This window comes from Corynebacterium marinum DSM 44953 (assembly GCF_000835165.1).
Lineage (GTDB): Bacteria > Actinomycetota > Actinomycetes > Mycobacteriales > Mycobacteriaceae > Corynebacterium > Corynebacterium marinum.
On the sequence record NZ_CP007790.1, the window covers coordinates 2078137 to 2094487 of the forward strand.

At 62.0% G+C, this 16351-nt stretch carries 9 protein-coding genes and 5 pseudogenes; 6 read left to right on the forward strand and 8 right to left on the reverse strand.

The features are described 5' to 3' along the window. Positions 1-62 precede the first annotated feature (62 nt). The 5 genes and pseudogenes from B840_RS14025 to B840_RS09870 form a co-directional block, all read right to left on the reverse strand. A pseudogene (locus tag B840_RS14025) lies at positions 63-1491 on the reverse strand (IS1634 family transposase). 162 nt (positions 1492-1653) lie between these two features. Further along, on the reverse strand, positions 1654-3066 hold the full coding sequence (locus B840_RS09865; protein ID WP_018297647.1) for an IS1380-like element ISCli1 family transposase: 1413 nt from the start codon (positions 3064-3066) through the stop codon (positions 1654-1656). 522 nt (positions 3067-3588) lie between these two features. Then, on the reverse strand, positions 3589-4335 hold the full coding sequence (locus B840_RS13550) for a hypothetical protein (protein WP_156971898.1): 747 nt from the start codon (positions 4333-4335) through the stop codon (positions 3589-3591). Next, the gene (locus B840_RS13555) at positions 4332-5009 is read right to left on the reverse strand and encodes a hypothetical protein (RefSeq protein ID WP_156971899.1); all 678 of its coding nucleotides are present in this window, start codon (positions 5007-5009) and stop codon (positions 4332-4334) included. Before B840_RS13555 ends, B840_RS13550 begins: the two co-directional genes overlap by 4 nt. 217 nt (positions 5010-5226) lie before the next feature. Then, a pseudogene (locus B840_RS09870) lies at positions 5227-5832 on the reverse strand (recombinase family protein). A gap of 249 nt (positions 5833-6081) precedes the next feature. Between B840_RS09870 and B840_RS09875 the strand changes: the two are divergent. Next, positions 6082-6681: a hypothetical protein gene (locus B840_RS09875; protein WP_052491169.1), complete on the forward strand. Its 600-nt coding sequence runs from the start codon at positions 6082-6084 to the stop codon at positions 6679-6681. 246 nt (positions 6682-6927) lie between these two features. On the opposite strand, the gene adhP is transcribed toward B840_RS09875, so the two are convergent. Both adhP and B840_RS13205 read right to left on the reverse strand, forming a co-directional pair. Further along, positions 6928-7962 (reverse strand): alcohol dehydrogenase AdhP, encoded by a 1035-nt coding sequence (adhP, locus tag B840_RS09880; protein ID WP_018023036.1) that lies wholly within the window; start codon positions 7960-7962, stop codon positions 6928-6930. Positions 7963-8131: 169 nt separating this feature from the next. Then, positions 8132-8436, reverse strand: a pseudogene (locus B840_RS13205) (DDE-type integrase/transposase/recombinase); the annotation flags it as partial. A 331-nt stretch (positions 8437-8767) separates the two neighbouring features. Here B840_RS13205 and B840_RS13560 point away from each other — a divergent pair. From B840_RS13560 to B840_RS13840, 4 genes and pseudogenes are all read left to right on the forward strand, one after another. Beyond that, positions 8768-9666: pseudogene (locus B840_RS13560) on the forward strand (IS3 family transposase); the annotation flags it as partial. Between the two features lie 141 nt (positions 9667-9807). Next, positions 9808-11157, forward strand: coding sequence for an IS30 family transposase (locus B840_RS09890; protein WP_425304735.1), 1350 nt, complete (start codon positions 9808-9810; stop codon positions 11155-11157). Between the two features lie 4 nt (positions 11158-11161). Then, positions 11162-11458 (forward strand): annotated as a pseudogene (locus B840_RS13710) (transposase); the annotation flags it as partial. A gap of 1396 nt (positions 11459-12854) precedes the next feature. Further along, entirely contained in the window at positions 12855-13493 is a 639-nt protein-coding gene (locus B840_RS13840; RefSeq protein WP_229676673.1) for a hypothetical protein, read from the forward strand. A 348-nt stretch (positions 13494-13841) separates the two neighbouring features. Here the strand turns inward: B840_RS13840 and B840_RS09910 are convergent, their stop codons facing one another. Continuing rightward, positions 13842-15065 (reverse strand): FAD-dependent monooxygenase, encoded by a 1224-nt coding sequence (locus B840_RS09910; RefSeq protein WP_229676674.1) that lies wholly within the window; start codon positions 15063-15065, stop codon positions 13842-13844. A gap of 131 nt (positions 15066-15196) precedes the next feature. Between B840_RS09910 and B840_RS09915 the strand changes: the two genes are divergently transcribed. After that, positions 15197-16351 (forward strand): PucR family transcriptional regulator, encoded by a 1155-nt coding sequence (locus tag B840_RS09915; RefSeq protein WP_042621999.1) that lies wholly within the window; start codon positions 15197-15199, stop codon positions 16349-16351.

Below are 16351 nucleotides of genomic sequence, written 5' to 3' on the forward strand. Positions count from 1 at the left end.
CAAGTCGGTGCCAAGCGGTTCACCTGCCCAGGAGCCCGACTTTTATCAAATTAGTGCGGAAGTCAGTCGCCCTGGATCCCGGCGATCAGTTCGGCAATGTCTGTGGGCACCGGTGACGCCGCGTGGATCGTCTGCCCCGCGACCTGCACCTGGAAGGTCCGGTACTTCCTCAACGTCCGCACCAGCCGCTTCAACGACAACCCCGAGCGTTCCTCCAGCAGATGGCCCACAGCCATCGCGGCCATCACCACGCTCAGGTGTGCCTCGATGGATTCTCGTTTGTGGTGGTAGATCGGCCGGGCCTTGAGATCGGACTTCGACATCCGGAAAGCCTTCTCGATCTTGAGCAGCTGCCGGTAGGCGTGGATGACCTGTTCCGCGGGCAGGTCCACCCGGGAGGTCTCGTACCCCCTTGATCCCTGCCAGGGCTTTGTTCTTGTCCACCAACGTCCAGTTGACCTGTTTGTTCGGTGCCTTGAGGTCCACGAACCGGTTGCGCTTGACTGGCAGCTTGCCGGCCACGGCCTTCTCAGCTTTGGCGACCTGCTCATCAATACCCTTGAGCGTGCGGCGTGCCCTGTCCCAGGAGTACTGGTAGTAGGTAACCGAGTGCGGCACGCCGTCGGGGCCACGCCCTGTCCGGTCGGCGTAGGTCCAGATCTGTTTGTCCTCGTAGTCCTGGCCGGGATGGTGTTTACGCCACTGCGCCACCGGGTAGGGGATGTCTTTGAATTTCACACCGAGGATGTAGTGCAGGCCGGCCTCGATGATCGCGGCCTTGTTACCGGCAGAGAACATCCCGGCGTCCGCGACGACGGTGACATCCTCCACGCCGTAGGCATCCTGGAAGTTTCTGATCATGGGCAGCATCGTGCGGGTTTCGGCCATGTTCCCTTCAAACGCACCCACGGCCAGCGGAAAGCCGTGGGCATCGGAGAGCAGGCCGACGGTGATCTGCGGTTCGAGTCGGCGTTCCTTGGAAAAGCCTGGTTTGCGGAAGTCATCACCTTCGTCGGTTTCGAAATACAAGGTGGTGACATCAAAAAGAACCAGGACTCCGGGGCCGATACCGGCATGCGTGGCGCAGGCCCGGGTGAGCGCATCCCTAAAGCCACCGGTCGCGTAGGCCGGTAGCCGCCGGTTGATAGTGGGATAGCTGGCAGAGGCCACGCCGAGTTCCGCGAGGGTTTCGATGCTGTCGAATGTTGAGCCTGGCTGCACGATCCGGGCGATGAGCAGATCCCGGAACACCTGGTCACCGCCGGTGGCTGTATCCAAACCCAGTTCGGTGTAGGCATGGTGGATGACGTCGAGGAGGTGACCAGCGCGTTCCGAGGTGATCGGGACCGGCGCATCCACCGACCCGCTGCCGGAAGGTGTGGTGTCCACACCAAGAGCCAGGCTCATCTGATCGCCGTCGACCAGGCGTCGGGCCTGGGCCTTCAACAGGGCAAGATCTTCGTCGGTGTGCGCCGAGCCGAGGTGCTTCATGCTCTTAGCCTGGATCCGCCGATGGTCTTTCGGTGATCGGTTGATTTCGGCTGCGGGCACCACCAAGATTTTCGGGCAGGAATGATCCCCAGATCACGTCGTCGTCTGGTTGTTCCACGAATTGGTAGGTCGGCTCGGGCCGGAGGGTTTCGGCTCAGGTGGTCAGGAAGAAACAACAGCCGGTGGCGAGTGACCGTGCTCGAACAGCTTCCGCCACTGCGGCTCCCATTTCCAGCCCTGCGGTAGGTGCAGGACCAACCGTCGTGCCCTACGAGCAATGCGGGCCGCCACCATGACGATCCGACGCCGGATCGTCGCAGTCGTAGCCCTGGCCAGTGCCCCGGCCGCGATGGTCCCGGCAGCCCTGGTGAGGTTGAAGGCCATGACCGCCACCACCAACCACGCCGCGTTCGCGGTGAACACACCTGAAGGCATATGCGCCAGCGCACTGTTCTTCAGATCGGCGTTGACCTGCTCGATGACCGCATGCTGCCGGTGGGTCTTGTCCGCGGCCACGGTACCCAGCAGGTCTGGGTCGGCGGTGGTGAATACCGCGTGGAAGCGGTGCAGATCAAACAGGCCCGGCTGATCGATATTCTTCTTGTTCAACTCCGGGATCCGGCGCACCACCAGCCGACCGGGAACCTGATCAGCTGCCTTCTTCGACGCAAACGCGATGAAGGGGACTTCCGCGACTTCCGCTGAGGAGATCCAGGTCTGGGTGTCCTCATCAAAGAGCGCGTCGGTGTACTCAATTGTTTCCCAGGACGTGTCCGGGATCGTGGCAATCGCGTTCTGGATGTTGGGCGTCATCCGCGCGGTGATGGACACATCCGCACCGGCGGTGAGTGCTGCGTGGATGCTGGGCCGGCCGTAGAAAGCGGAGTCCGCGCGTACGAGGATTTTCTGCTGGGCCATGGCGGGTAGGCGTCGGGTGGTGGTGATGGCATCGGCAATCAACCGGCCTGCCCCACGCGCCGAACCACAGGACCCTCGGCGCAGGCGCTGGGCTACGACCACCGGGGCAGACTCTGTCGTGGTGACCGTCGCCAGCAGAGCATTGAGCCCACGGACACCGGAGTAGCCGAAGCCGGCGCCTTGTTTCTGGTGGCCGTGGACTTCGATGATGGTGTCGTCGACATCGACGAAGACATACCCGCTGGTGGCAGCTGGGGGTGCGGGTACCAGGCCCGGTGACTGGTCAGCCAGGTTGATCAGGAAGCGGGAGGCCACGGCATCCAACTGGCGCACGTGCCCGAAGGTGAAGGCCCGGAGGAAGGATCCCAGGGTCGACGGCGCGTAGATCCGGGTAAAGAGTCGGTTCATGCCGCCGTGGCGCAACAGGTCCATGTCGTCAATCGAGTCGGCACCGGCGACCATGCCTGCGACCAGTGAGGAGATCTTCGCCCCGGCGTTGGCACCCTTGTCGCCTGCGATACTCATCCTGTGCTGTGCCAGGGTCGACAGGCCAGCAGTGTCGGCCAGGCGCATGGCTGGGACCAAGCCGGCGGCCGACACGAGGTTGGGGTCATCGAATGAAATAGAGAGTGCCGCGGGAGTGTGAGATAGTTGCACCTGAGAGATGCCCTCCTGGATGGGGAATATAGACCTTCGACAAGTCGTATTATCCCAGTTCAGAAGGGTATTTCTCTTTTTCCCACGCCGCTACCCCAAAATCACATCGGTGGATCCAGGCTTAGAGCCACGCTTTTCCGAGTAGACGACCTGCACGGCAGTCGCCCCGGAGGTGGTGCGCACAGTGCGGATGTACGGGCTCATGAAAATCAATCTAACCGCCCACCCCGAACCCCACCCCCTTAGTGCGGCAATTTCTTCCCGGAGCACGCGAATCTACTGGCCTACGCGTCAATATGTTCCGCGTCACACCATTTTGATAAAAGTCGGGTTTATCGGAACCGTGCCCACAACTAGATGTCTAGCGGTCTGTGAGTTTCGGTTGAGTCATGGTCTGCAGGTTCATTGAGTACTGCTCTCGAGCGGTTTAACAAAACATCCACAGGCCCGTCACTTTTACAGAGTTTCAGGGTCTGGCGGCATCTACTTCTTGTTGGCGGTACCCGATTCTCGAAGATCCCTTTAAGGAGTATATTTAGTACCGTCTGCCCACAGCCTTTCAATCTGCGCACGGAAGTGATCGAACCATTTGCCATCATCAGCTTCCAAGAGGAAGACGGGAGCACGTTCAGTACCGTCGGGTCTGTATTCATACATCTGAACCATGATTTTTCCTGCTGGATGTTCTATGTCCCAGCCGTTGATACTTATATGAGGCATGATGTCGGTGGTGCGTAGTTCGAGATTTCCACCTGCGTTGCGGCATTCCTGTGCCAGTTCGAAAGAGTGCTTGATAGAGCTTTTGATGGTTGCGGCGCTCCTGTCGGAACGGCCCTTTGCGATGGCTTTCATCAATTCATGATTGTCTGGGTTCGGTAGAAGTATTCTTGTTGAACCTCCCTCCCTGAGGACGCGACGAATATGACGTTGCATCGCAGTCATAGTGCGCCCCATCGTTTCCCCGGCATAAAAGTAGCTCTTAGATACAGTTCTTTGCGCGTCTCCATAACCAGGTGGAAAATCATCCCAGAAGATTTCCGTCCTCGCGCGGTGCCATGTATCTACCACTTCGTCGACTTGGAATCGATTCATAAGCTGGGAAAAGGCAAGAACTCCGAGTAGAACAACAACGACGGACCTTAAAATTTCATCCGAAAAAGAGCCAAAAATACTAAATCCTGCCACAACGAAAGAAGCGATGGTTAAAACATATGTGTCAGGATTATCTTTTATTGATTTCCAGGTAAATACTTTTCTTAGTCTGGTCATTCCGTGGCCCCTTTATTGAGCACAGTTTGCCGCTCTAAATGATGAAGCAAGCTCATCTTCTCATCTGAAGTCAACGCTGGACGATGGTAACTGCTGGGGTTGATCTCCTCAGGCGAATAAACGTGGACCTTCTCCAAGATCGGCGGGGAAGTGATCAGAAGAGTCGCAGTGAACTCTCCATCGCTGATAGATGTTTCATGCGGAATCCCAGCGGCAACCTCATGGTATTTCCCCTCAGTCGCTTCCACCTCGATGGTCGGCTTGAGCAAGGAGGTCCCAGGATCGGTGACGGAATTCTTGTCTTTCAGGTATTTGATGGTTCCCCTGTAATAGTGTCTGGTCCCGACCGTTTCGGAGACAGCCTCTTCGTAGATCGTTTCTGTGTAGGTACCAGCTAAAACACGACTACATAAATGCCATGCATGCGTATGGATTGGTGCCCCATCAGGTCTGCTGACTCGTCTAGTGTCGGGCCAAATATGGAGCCGTAGGTTCCCAAGTTCGTGATGGTCGTTGAGATGGAAAACGGCAAATCCGTTTGGGTGCCATCTACTTTCCAGGGAGGAAAACTGCGCAAAGCCCTGCTCGAGCAACCGGTTTGCTTCCTCCTCGAGAACGCTTCGCGCTAACTCTCGGAATGCTTGATAATTTACTTGGTTAGGATCGTGGGTCATTCGTGCTCCGAGGTCAGGGTACAAGTAGATCGTGCGGAAAAGTTTCCTTGAACCTGTAAATATAACGAGGGTGATCAGTAATGCCACAAAGTGGTGGTCAATCTGAAAGGTTCCCCTTCCTGCCCTCAGGTCTCCTGCAATTCGGGCGCTGATCTATGCGTGTGCTTCACGGTTATCTGGTGGCCTTCCCATAGCATTCCCTACCCAGACCGGTCGGCTACATGGGCTTACTGGAGGGCTTCTTCTGCCGTGTAGGTAGTGTCCCGGCTTCTTTGCGTAGTGCCCGGTAGACGGTGGTGCGGCTGACACCGAGGACCTCGCCGATCTGGGCGACGGTCATGTCTTTTTGCTCGTAGAGTTGGCGCGCGGTGCGCAGCCTGTCCCCCGACAGCAACGGGGGCCGGCCACCCACCCGCCCCCTCGCCCGGGCGGCCTGAAGCCCGGCGTTGGTGCGTTCCCGGATGAGGTCTCGTTCGAACTCGGCGAGGGAGGCGAAGATGTGGAAGACTAGGCGCCCGCCGGAGGAGGAGGTGTCGATGTTTTCCTGCAGGGACCGAAACTCCACCCCACGCTCCTGGAGCGTGGCGAGCTGATCGATCAGGTGCCGGATGGAACGTCCGAGTCGGTCGAGGCGCTACACCACCAACGTGTCGCCGGGGCGGAGTTGATCAAGCAACTTGTCGAGTTCGGGACGCGACTGCAACGATCCGGAAGCGGTGTCGGTGTAGATCCGGTAGCAGCCGGCCCGGGTGAGTGCGTCGTGTTGGAGTCGGGCGTCCTGGTCCCCGGTGGAGACCCGGGCGTAGCCGAATGCGTGTCCCATACCCGAAAATGTAGCAGAACCCATACACAGAGCCTCGAATAGGCACATAGATTCCGGCACTGGGTTCCGCTACAGAGTTACGTGATCCCCACCTTTATATATGGGGCCGTTGGGGGATCCGGGTTTTTTGTGTCAGAAACGAACGTTTTCGACACGGCCACGCACCGGGTAGGAAATGCGCCATACCCTGCCCTTGCGCAAGGTCGAGAAAAACGTTCAGGGTCAACAATCCGTGCCATACTTCCCCTCATGGACTCCTACCAGTTTTCCTTCGCCTCGTTCCTCTCCCTGGTCATTCCGCTCGTAGTCATCCCCGCGGCGATCGGGGTGGGGATAATCTGGCTGACGACCCGCTCTGCGACGTCGGATCCCCGTCCGGCTCCCCACGGGGTCCGACCGTGGGTGGGATGGTTAACCGGTGGGCGCCTGGGCCTATGGACGACGGGACTTGCGGGTGTGGTGTGGGGGTTTCTCGCGTGCGCGGGCTGGCTGAGCTGGACCGCCTCCGATAAAGGCGGAGGGTTTACCGGCCCCGGTTTGCCGGCGCCAACTAGTTTCCCGACCTGGCAGGTGGTCGCCTGCGGGATCACGGTGGTGGCCGGGGCCGTGCTGGTCTCGGTGTGTTCTCGTCGTCTGGTCCCGGGCGCACTGGCCGCGGCTTTAGGGGTGGCGACGGGGTTTTCCACCGCTTTTGCCGTAGGCGTCGCCACGGAGGTCACCAGCCAGGAAGGAATCGGCGTGGGACTATCGATGATGGGGCTAACCATCGGCCTCGGGATGGTCACGTGGTGTGTCGCAGGTGTGCGGGACTGGCAGATCCGCCGGCACCCGCGGGACAGGCGGGCCTGAGGGGGATACGGCGCCCAGGCCAGGGATGAGGTCACTGCTCACCGACTTCGATATCACCCTGGGACAGTAACTAATCCGGTGCTGTTGCAAACTCGCGTTTTGGGCCGGGGGTGTCCCCCGATATTCCTGCCGTCCACCCGTCCCTCTGGGGTATACCCCAGGGCGACTGAACGGCTATTTATGCGATCCGGACGGTTGCTTCGAAGCGGACGGCGATGCGCCAAGATGCGAGAGCGGGAAACTGCTTCAGTATCTGATCGACACTCGGCCCTCTACCCGGCCCCGGCGCAGGTCCTCAAAGACCTCGTTGACATCTTCCAGGGAGCACTCCCGGACCGCGGGATGGATGTTGCCCCTGGCATAGAAGTCGAGCGCCTCGATCATGTCCTGGCGGGTCCCCACCAGCGAACCACGGATGGTCAGACCTTTGAACACAATGTCGAAGATCGGAGCTGGGAAATCCCCCGGCGGTAGGCCAATGAAGACAATTGTGCCGCCCTTGCGCGCCATACCGATCGCCTGACCGAAGGCGTCCGGGTGCACTGCGGTGACCTCCACCCCGTGGGCTCCGCCATTGGTGTACTCGACTACCGCGGCCACCGGATCAGTCTCGGTCGCGTTGACGGTGAACTCGGCCCCGTTCTTGCGGGCGAGTTCCAGCTTGTCCTCGGCGATATCGACGGCAATCACGCGCATACCCATGGCCACGGCATACTGCACGGCAATGTGCCCGAGGCCGCCGACACCGGAGATGACCATAAACTGCCCTGGCTTGGTGTCGGACATCTTTAGACCCTTGTAGACGGTCAAACCAGCGCAGAGGATGGGCGCGACCTCGACTGGGTCAACACCATCCGGGATGAGCGCGCAGTAGCGGGTGTCCACGAGCATGTATTCACCGAAAGAACCGTTGACCGTGTACCCGCCATACTGGGCTTCATTGCACAGGGTCTCCCGGCCGGTGCGACAGTACTCGCATTTCCCGCAGGCCGACCACAGCCAAGCGTTGCCCACAATATCGCCAACCTCAACGTCGTGCTCGCCCGGTCCGAGCTTGACAACCTCGCCCACACCCTCGTGGCCGGGCACGAAGGGCGGCGATGGCTTGACCGGCCAGTCTCCCTCGGCTGCATGGAGGTCGGTATGGCAGATTCCGCTGGCGTGGAGCTTGACCAAGGCCTGGTTCCTGCCGGGCTCGGGCAGATCAATTTGCCTGATGGTCAGTTCGGGGCCGAACTTCTCGACGACGGCGGCGGTGTACTGATCGACTGTAGCGGTCATGACGGTTCTCTCCTAGGGATCGTGATACGCCTTAGATCCAAGACACTACCTGGCAATGTGTTCCACGTCACGAAATTGGTGAAAGTCGAGTGGGTCGGCGCTGTTGCAAAGTTGGACCGGGGCCGAAGAACCCAACCTCAAGACATCAGTTGCCTTTGCCTGGGGATGCTTAAGCTGTCTTGAATATCCGGCTGACGATCACAGCGTGTGGGTTCGGGTGGCCGTAGACGAACATGGTGCCCTGGCCTTTCCGTAACGAATGCATCGCTTCCATCCTTTTCAACGTCTGGTAGGCGGAAATTCGGTTTTTGAACGCTCCTTCGGCCCCAGGATTCTCTTAAGTCGGCCATGCTCCCCTTCAATGACGGTGTTGAGGTATTTCACCTGCCACTGTTCTACTGTTGGCGGGCAGATTCCCCCCTCCTTCAACTCGGCAATTGCCTTGGCCAGGGCCGGCGCCTTGTCGGTGTTCATGGGACCTGACCCCTGTTTGGTGGGCACCCAACACCCCGGCCTCACACCCCGAATGAAAAATAGTCTGCCACCATGCCCAGCAAGACCTACTCCGAAGAATTCCGCCGCGACACGGTGGGGCTTTACGAGAGCTCACCCGGCGTGTCACTCAACGCCCTCGCCGCAGAACTCGGCGTCAACCGCAACACACTCCAGAGGGCCCGACCCCTGGAAAGTGGACACAGGGGATGTGATCAGGAAGCAGATCTCAGCGTAACAGGGGAACTGACCCCTGTTTGGTGGACACCCAACACCCCGGCTTCACGCCGGGGAGGAAAGGTAGTCTGCCACCATGCCGATCAAGACCTACACCGAGGAGTTCAAGCGCGACGCTGTTGCGCTTTATCAGAGCTCCCAGGCTCTTCGGTCCAAGAGATCGCCACTGATCTCGGGATCAGCCGCACCACGCTGAAGAACTGGATCGCCAAGTACCGCACGAGCACGTCCACCGCACCTAAGACGGCTCACGCCCTGACTGAAGTAGAACGCATCCGCCAGCTGGAACGAGAAGTACGCAGACTCCGGGAGGAACGCGACATCCTGCGCAAGGCCGCGAAATATTTAGCGGAAGAGACGAACCGGTGATCCGCTTCCAGTTCGTTGACGACACCCGACACGACCACCCGGTCAAGCGGATGTGCGAGATCCCCGAACTCAACCGGACCTCGTACTACAAATGGAAATCCTCCCTTCCTGCACGCAGGAAACGACTGGTCAGCGACGCCATCCTCGGAGCCCGGGTCAAGACCATCTTCGCCGCAGAACGCGGATGTTACGGCGCGAAACGCATCACGGCCGAACTCAACGATCAACCAGAGGACCTGAAGGTCAATCACAAGCGGGTCGCGAGGATCATGCGGTCGCTGAAGCTGGTCGGCTACACCAGGAAACGTAAGGTCACCACCACCGTGGCCGACAAAACCAAAACAGTGTTTCTTGATCCTGGTGGTCCGGAAATTCACCGCGTTGAGGCCGAACCGAACCTACGTCGGCGATATCACCTACCTGCCGATTGCCGATGGATCCAATATGTACCTCGCGACCGTCATTGACTGTTTCTCCCGTCGGCTGGTGGGGTTCGCGATCGCGGACCACATACGTACGTCCCTGGTCCAGGACGCTGTGGTGATGGCCAAGGGCCAGCGTGGAAGCCTGCAAGACGCAGTTTTTCACTCGGATCACGGCAGTGTCGGCGGATTCAACTGGTCGTCGCAACACCCCTTTTGATGGAGGTGTTCAGCTGTGGCGACGAAGGATTGGATCGCGAGGACGAGCGATGTGCACGAGGGTGCGCGGCGGCAGTGGCGTGCGGATCGGGCGTTGCGGCCCCCGATGCGGTCGCCCGGTCGTCCGGAACCCTCGCGGGAGGTGCAGCGTGGGTTCTGGCGCTTGATCGCGACGGGCATCACCTCGGCGGAGGCAGCGCTCAAAGTAGGAGTGTCCGTGCCGGTGGGTACGCGCTGGTTTCGGCATGCTGGGGGCGTGCCACCACTGAGCCTGAACGAGCCCTCGGGTAGGTACCTGTCGTTCGAGGAGCGCGAGGAGATCGCGATCCTGCGGGCTACGGGCTTGGGCGTGCGGCAGATCGCCCGTGAGCTGGGGCGTGACCCGGGGACTGTCTCGCGGGAATTGCGGCGCAACGCTGCAACCCGCAGCGGGAAACAAGAGTATCGGGCGGTGGTGGCGCAGTGGAAAGCGCAACAGGCCGCGAAGCGCCCGAAAACTGCGAAACTCGTCTCTCACGTGGTGCTGCGTGAGTATGTGCAGGAGCGACTCTCCGGCAACATTCGCCGTTCTGACGGATCCGTGGTTGATGGGCCGACACCGGTGCCGTGGAAAGGGTTGAACAAGCCGCATCGGGCGGATCGTCGCTGGTCGCTTGCCTGGAGTCCCGAGCAGATCTCTCACCGGTTGACCATCGATTTCCCCGATGATGAATCCATGCGCATCAGCCCGGAGGCGATCTACCAGTCACTGTTCATCGAGGGTCGTGGCGGCCTGAAACGTGAGTTGGTCACCTGCTTGCGTACTGGGCGGGCGCTGCGCCGACCCCGGGAACGGTCACGGAATACACCCCAGGGTCACGTCACCGCGGACGTCGTGTTGTCCGAACGGCCCGCCGAGGCCGCCGATCGGGCGGTTCCCGGACACTGGGAGGGTGATTTGATCATCGGTACGGGCCGGTCGGCGATCGGGACGCTCGTGGAACGCTCGAGCCGTTGCACTATGTTGGTGCATCTGCCCCGCCTGACGGGATGGGGCGAGCAACCTGTCGTGAAGAACGGCCCCGCGTTGGGCGGCTACGGTGCTGGTGCGATGAACGCTGCGCTGAGCACGTCTCTCACAGCGCTGCCTGTTCAGTTACGCAAGACTCTCACCTGGGATCGTGGGAAAGAGCTCTCCGGACATGCGCAGGTCACGCTTGACACCGGAACCAAGGTCTTCTTCGCTGATCCACACTCGCCCTGGCAACGGCCCACGAATGAGAACACGAACGGGCTGCTACGTCAGTACTTCCCGAAAGGCACCGACCTCTCCCGCTGGTCGGCTGAGGACCTCGAAGCCGTCGCCATCGCGCTCAACAACAGGCCCCGAAAAATCCTCAACTGGAAGACCCCGGCCGAGGTATTCGCTGAGCAGCTACAGTTACTCCAACAACCCGGTGTTGCAACGACCGATTGAACCCGCCCAATACACCTCCTCAGCCTTCCAGACCACCTGTCGGCGGTTGGGAGTCCGCCAGTCGATGGGCCGGATCGGTTCGAGTGCGGATAATGCGATGGCCGAGTCGTTCAACGCCTCCCTCAAGCGAGAAACTCTCCAAGGTGCTCGTGGGTGGGACTCTGCCGAGGTGTGCCGTCGCGAGGTCTTCCGGTGGGTCACCCGCTACAACACTCGCCGGCGCCACTCAGCCCTGGACTACCGCTCGCCCCTTGCCTTCGAGACCGCGACGACGGCTGCTACCGTAGGCCTCGTTGCCTAACTGACACCAACGCCGTGTCCACTACTCGGGGGACACCCCCGTCTGCAGAAATGTTCATGGTGGTCATTCCCCCCGACTGGTGTACCTGGTCAATGCTCATCCGGCTCCGATAAAGTCTGCGTCCCTCGCTAGCGAGTTCTGCCCGAAGCATCCCGGTTCCCCAGGCTTTGAGTCCCTTAATGAATCCTCCGTCTTCCAGCTCATCGACTGCTTCGTCAATCTCTTGACTACTCAAGCGTCCGCTGAAGTCCTCGGCAAAGTCAGTGTTCAGAAGTTCGGAGGGGGCAGAACCCGGCTGGAGGGTGAGCCATTCGAGGATCCTCCGCTGCGCCAACGAAGCGCGGTAGGTGTGCTGCATCCTCGACGCTTCAATCCGTCCTCTGGCTGTCAAGAGGAAGCTAAAGCTTCCATCAATGGTCCTGGTTTCCTCAATCAGTGAGGCGCTGACAAGCTCGTCGTACACGGTCGATAGTTCGTCCGGCGAAATCACGCTATCCGGGACTATGGAAGCTTGCTGGTTCGGCTGGTCGGTCAGCCATCGGAGAGTTCTCTCTGCAGGAAATGTGATGGACACAGTTGAGCCCCTAGTTCGGGCCCAACGGATTTCGTGGACCGGCTGCCACCATAATCGCTAACCTAGACAACCCCTGGCCATTATCGAACTAACTTTCGATCACGGATCCCGAACCGTCTGTGTACTACGTGGAATGAACAGCACCTTTATGTTTATGCAGCCCATGTCTGTCCGAGAATGAAACTCTAATGATCGACCGGGAATGTGGGGCGGGTGCAGTGATGGCCATTCGCCTCATGGTGGCGAAATAAGAGGAGGCCAGAGAGTCACTGCCTGGAAAGGAACCGGTCAGAGCGTCCTCTCCGAGCACTGGTCCGATAAGGGAGGTCTCGCGAGCGGGGCCGGTGCAGGGAGCGCGGCCGGGCCATCGCGGTCTTGCTCATTGCCTCGACGGTGCCTCCATGCTTTTTCAGATAAGGGGTCGAAAAGATGCAAGGGGTGGCTAAACTGCCTGGTAATTGGGAAAATGTCGGTAAGAACCGAGGCGTTGGAGGCGACGGTGGGAAGGACAGGTACGGGGGATAGCTCCCGGGGCCAGGGCGAGCGGAAGCATCAGCTCGTTTCCATGAAAATTAAGACGAAAAAGAGAAATGTGCTGGCTACTGCCGCCAGAGCGGCCGAGCGCGCCACCAAGCATCAGCTCGAGAAGACTGTGGTTGAGGGGTCAGACCTTCATCCAGATATGAGGTGGCCGCAAGGTGGCCGCGCCCGATTCACTACGGGCGTTCGACGCTGATGTGAGTGTGCATGGCAGGCCAGGCATCATTCGCCGCGAGTATCGACAGTGACGATCCGGCCCGATAACGGAGGAACCCCATGAAAATGAGAAAGAACATCGCCGTCCTGGCCAGCGTGGTTCTGGCGCTCGGGCTGGCTGGCTGCGGCTCGCCCGACACCGCAGAGACGGAGACGGCCACATCGACTGCGACGTTCACGACCACCACCTCTTCGAAGACATCGACGACCTCGTCCTCCTCGTCTACGGCATCCGCCATCAGCGAGAAGTCGACGACCGAGTCCGTCGAACCGTCTCCGGAGCCGGCCTATGCCGCCGAGGTTCCGACGACGGCAGAAGCCGCCCCGCAGGGCATCTGGTCTGAGACAGGCGTGGGCTACCGGTGCGGCGCGACCGACGCCTGGGTTTACGATCCGGCCAACTGCACCGCCGCCAACCTTGGCGGCGATCCTTCCTACGACCAGCTGTGGGGACCAGCGGCCGCGGTGTCGGCGGAGGAGTTTTACAACTCCCTGAACAGCCCGGCCCCCACGGAGCAGTACGTGGACCCAGCAACTGTCCCGATCGCGGACGGAGGCGCCTGTCCGGCTTACCTCTGCGGCTACGGGCACGACGAGAACGGCAATCCGAACCCTTCCAGCGGCGAGATCCAGGGCTGGTGGATGGACTGCATCGCGGTCAACACCGAGGACTACTGCCGCGCCAACGACCCGTACACCAACTAGGGAGTGTCTTATGGCTAGTGGTGGGGTCCGCCTTTTCCTGCCCTATTTCTCGGCCGTGCCCCCGGTCGGGCTGCTTCCCGCCCATGCCACACAGTCCCAGCGACAGCCGGCGGTCAGGTTTCCCGGCACGACCGTGACTGTCTCCGTGTCCAGCCATTTTCCTGTCGCACTGGGGAGCCGCCATTGTGTCCGGACAGTTTCTGGGTCTGTGGGAGTGTCCGTCTCAGCTATACGGAAATGTCGCCGTGACTGGCCGGTCAGGATCCTGGGTGTCGCGGGTTCGAGCCCCGTCAGCCACCCCGAAGAAGAGCCCCTGGCCTTGGAGACAAGGCCAGGGGCCCCTTCATGTCAGGCCCCCACCGGCGCGAACGCGCGGTCGGCGACGTGCTCATGGATCCAGGCCAGGGAACGCTCCCAGAAGTCGGGCGCGCCCAGACGCGTGTTGCGGGCGTCGGCCAGGGGGCCGTCGGGCAGGTGCAGGGCATCGGCGGTGGCCAGCGAGGTGATCTGGACCCGGCGCACCCGGTCGGCGCGCAGGTCCTGGTAACGCTGGCGCGCGTCGTCCCAGCCGGTCCCCTGCTCGAGGCCTTCCATGAGGCAGTCCGCGAGCACGATGGCGTCCTCGATCGACTGGTTGGCGCCCTGCCCGTGGTGGGGGACCATCGCATGCGCGGCGTCGCCGAGCAGGGTGATGCGCCCGCGACTCCACCGCTGCAGCGGAGGGCGGTTGAACAGCGCCCAGCGCTCCGCTGCGGGGGCGGCGCTGATCATCTCCGTGATGGCCGGGTCCCAGCCCTCGAAGGCCGCCAGGTGCTCGTCCTTTTCGGCGGGCACGACCCACGACCGGTCCGCCCACGGGCCGTCGTGCCTGCGCACCAGCAGGAAGTTCTGCACGCCGCCGCCGATGGGATAGTGCAGGAGGTGACCGCCGGGGCCCATCCAGAACTGGATGCTCTCCGGGTCGGGCAGGGAGGGGACCTCGTCCGGGGCCACCAGTCCGCGCCAGCCGTGGCATCCGGAGAACTGGGCGTCGTCGTAGCCGAGCATCTCCCGGCGCAGGCGCGAACGCACGCCGTCGGCCCCGATGACCAGGTCGGCTTCGACGGAGTCCCCGTCGGCGAAGTGCAGGACGGCCGAGTCCTCACCGTCGTCGACCCGCACGCACTGCTTGTTCAGGTGCAGCGCGTCCTCGCCCAGGGCATCCTTGAGCATCAGCTGCAGATCTGCCCGGTGGACGCCGTAGTAGGGCGCACCGGCCCGCTCGTGGTACTCCTCGCGGGAGAGCACCCGGCCGAGGACGCGGCCGTCACGCCCGTCCCGGAAGACCAGGCCGTCGACGTCGGCGGCCACCGCGGCCAGCTGCCCGCCGACGCCGATCCGGTCTCGCAGGAAGCGGACGGCGTTGGCGGAGAGCGCGACGGCCGCGCCGACCTCCCGCAGTTCCGACGCCTGTTCGTAGACCTGGGGGTCCAGTCCCCGGCGGCGCAGCTCCACGGCCAGGGTGAGTCCGCCGATACCGGCTCCGACGATGGCGATCCGCATTCCGGGGCGGGCGGCGATGGTTGACCTCATGAGTTTTCTCCTTTGAACGACGATGCCTGACAAGGAGCCTAGGTGCGACACCAGTCACAGAACATCCGCATTGTGTGGCAAGTTCCGCGCGGATCTTCCGACACTCTGTCGGAATGGATTACCGTGTCCATGTGGACCGACTACCTGAACTTGACGACGCCGTCCAGGATCTCGCCGAGACCGTGGGCCGCCCCCTGGCCGTGATGGACCCCTCGATGCGGGTGGTGGCCTATTCGATCCACGAAAGCCCAGAAGACCGACGGCGCCTGTTCCACCTGCTGGCCCACAGCGACGCCTGGCCGCGCCCCCGCACGAGCAGGCAGGCATGGCAGGTCGAGTCGTTTCCCGAGGTCGGACCGCTGGCTTTCCTGCCGTTGAGCGATCCGCAGCGACACCCCGTCGGCTATCTGGTCACCCCCGAGGACGCGGCCGACCGTCCGGCGCTCATCGACGCCGCCCCGCAGCTCGCCGAGCTGCTCCGCGCCCGGCGCCGGGAGTCCGCGGAGCGGGAGGAACGCTCACGCCGCCTCGCCGTCGACCTGACCTCCGGCAACCTGCACGCGCGGGAGTCCGCGGCCGAGTTGCTCATCACCGAACGGTTCCTCAGTGACGCCGAGGGCTACTGCGCCGTCGCGTTGGGCGTCGACCCCCGCGACCCGACTCCCCTCGCCCGGGAGAAGGCGGCGCAGGCCGTGTCGCGCACGCTCCGGTTCGTCCGGGAGACCTCGACCGCCACGGTCATCGGCGGGATCATGGACGCCCCGGTCGGGGTCCTGGTGTTCCCCCGGCCCGTGGTGGTCCCCCGTCTCATCCGCATCCTGGAACAGCCGCAGGTGGCCCCGGTCCGGGCGGGTGTGGGCACGCTGCTCCCTCTCGCGGATGTGCACCACTCCTTCGGGCAGGCACGCCTGGCGTGGCGCGCCAGCTGGCTCGCCCCCGCCGACCACCAGATCGTGACCACCTGGGACGGCGCCGGCCTGGACGCGACGCTGGCGCGTCTGCCCCTGGAGGACTTCACCCTCGCCGATCTGCCGCCGTCAACGAGAGACCTGCTGGGCACGATCGACTCCCCGCTTCTCCTGGCCACCCTGGAGGCGTACCTCGACGCCGGCGGGGACGCCCAGCGGACTGCGCGCGAGCTGAACATCCACCGCTCGACGCTCTACTACCGGCTGGACAAACTACGCACCGCCGTCCCCGGCGATCTCGCTGACGGGACCCTGCGACGCGACCTGCACACCGGGTTGCGGATGGCACGTCTGGCAGGGCTGGTGCCGCAGCCGTGA

Bases quoted from the DNA above. Each gene is read 5' to 3' on its own strand.
- B840_RS09910 (WP_229676674.1), bottom strand. From the start codon at position 15,065: ATGAGGTCAACCATCGCCGCCCGCCCCGGAATGCGGATCGCCATCGTC.
- B840_RS13550 (WP_156971898.1), bottom strand. From the start codon at position 4,335: ATGACCAGACTAAGAAAAGTATTTACCTGGAAATCAATAAAAGATAAT.
- B840_RS09890 (WP_425304735.1), top strand. From the start codon at position 9,808: ATGCGGTCGCCCGGTCGTCCGGAACCCTCGCGGGAGGTGCAGCGTGGG.
- B840_RS13555 (WP_156971899.1), bottom strand. From the start codon at position 5,009: ATGACCCACGATCCTAACCAAGTAAATTATCAAGCATTCCGAGAGTTA.
- B840_RS13840 (WP_229676673.1), top strand. From the start codon at position 12,855: ATGAGAAAGAACATCGCCGTCCTGGCCAGCGTGGTTCTGGCGCTCGGG.
- B840_RS09875 (WP_052491169.1), top strand. From the start codon at position 6,082: ATGGACTCCTACCAGTTTTCCTTCGCCTCGTTCCTCTCCCTGGTCATT.
- adhP (WP_018023036.1), bottom strand. From the start codon at position 7,962: ATGACCGCTACAGTCGATCAGTACACCGCCGCCGTCGTCGAGAAGTTC.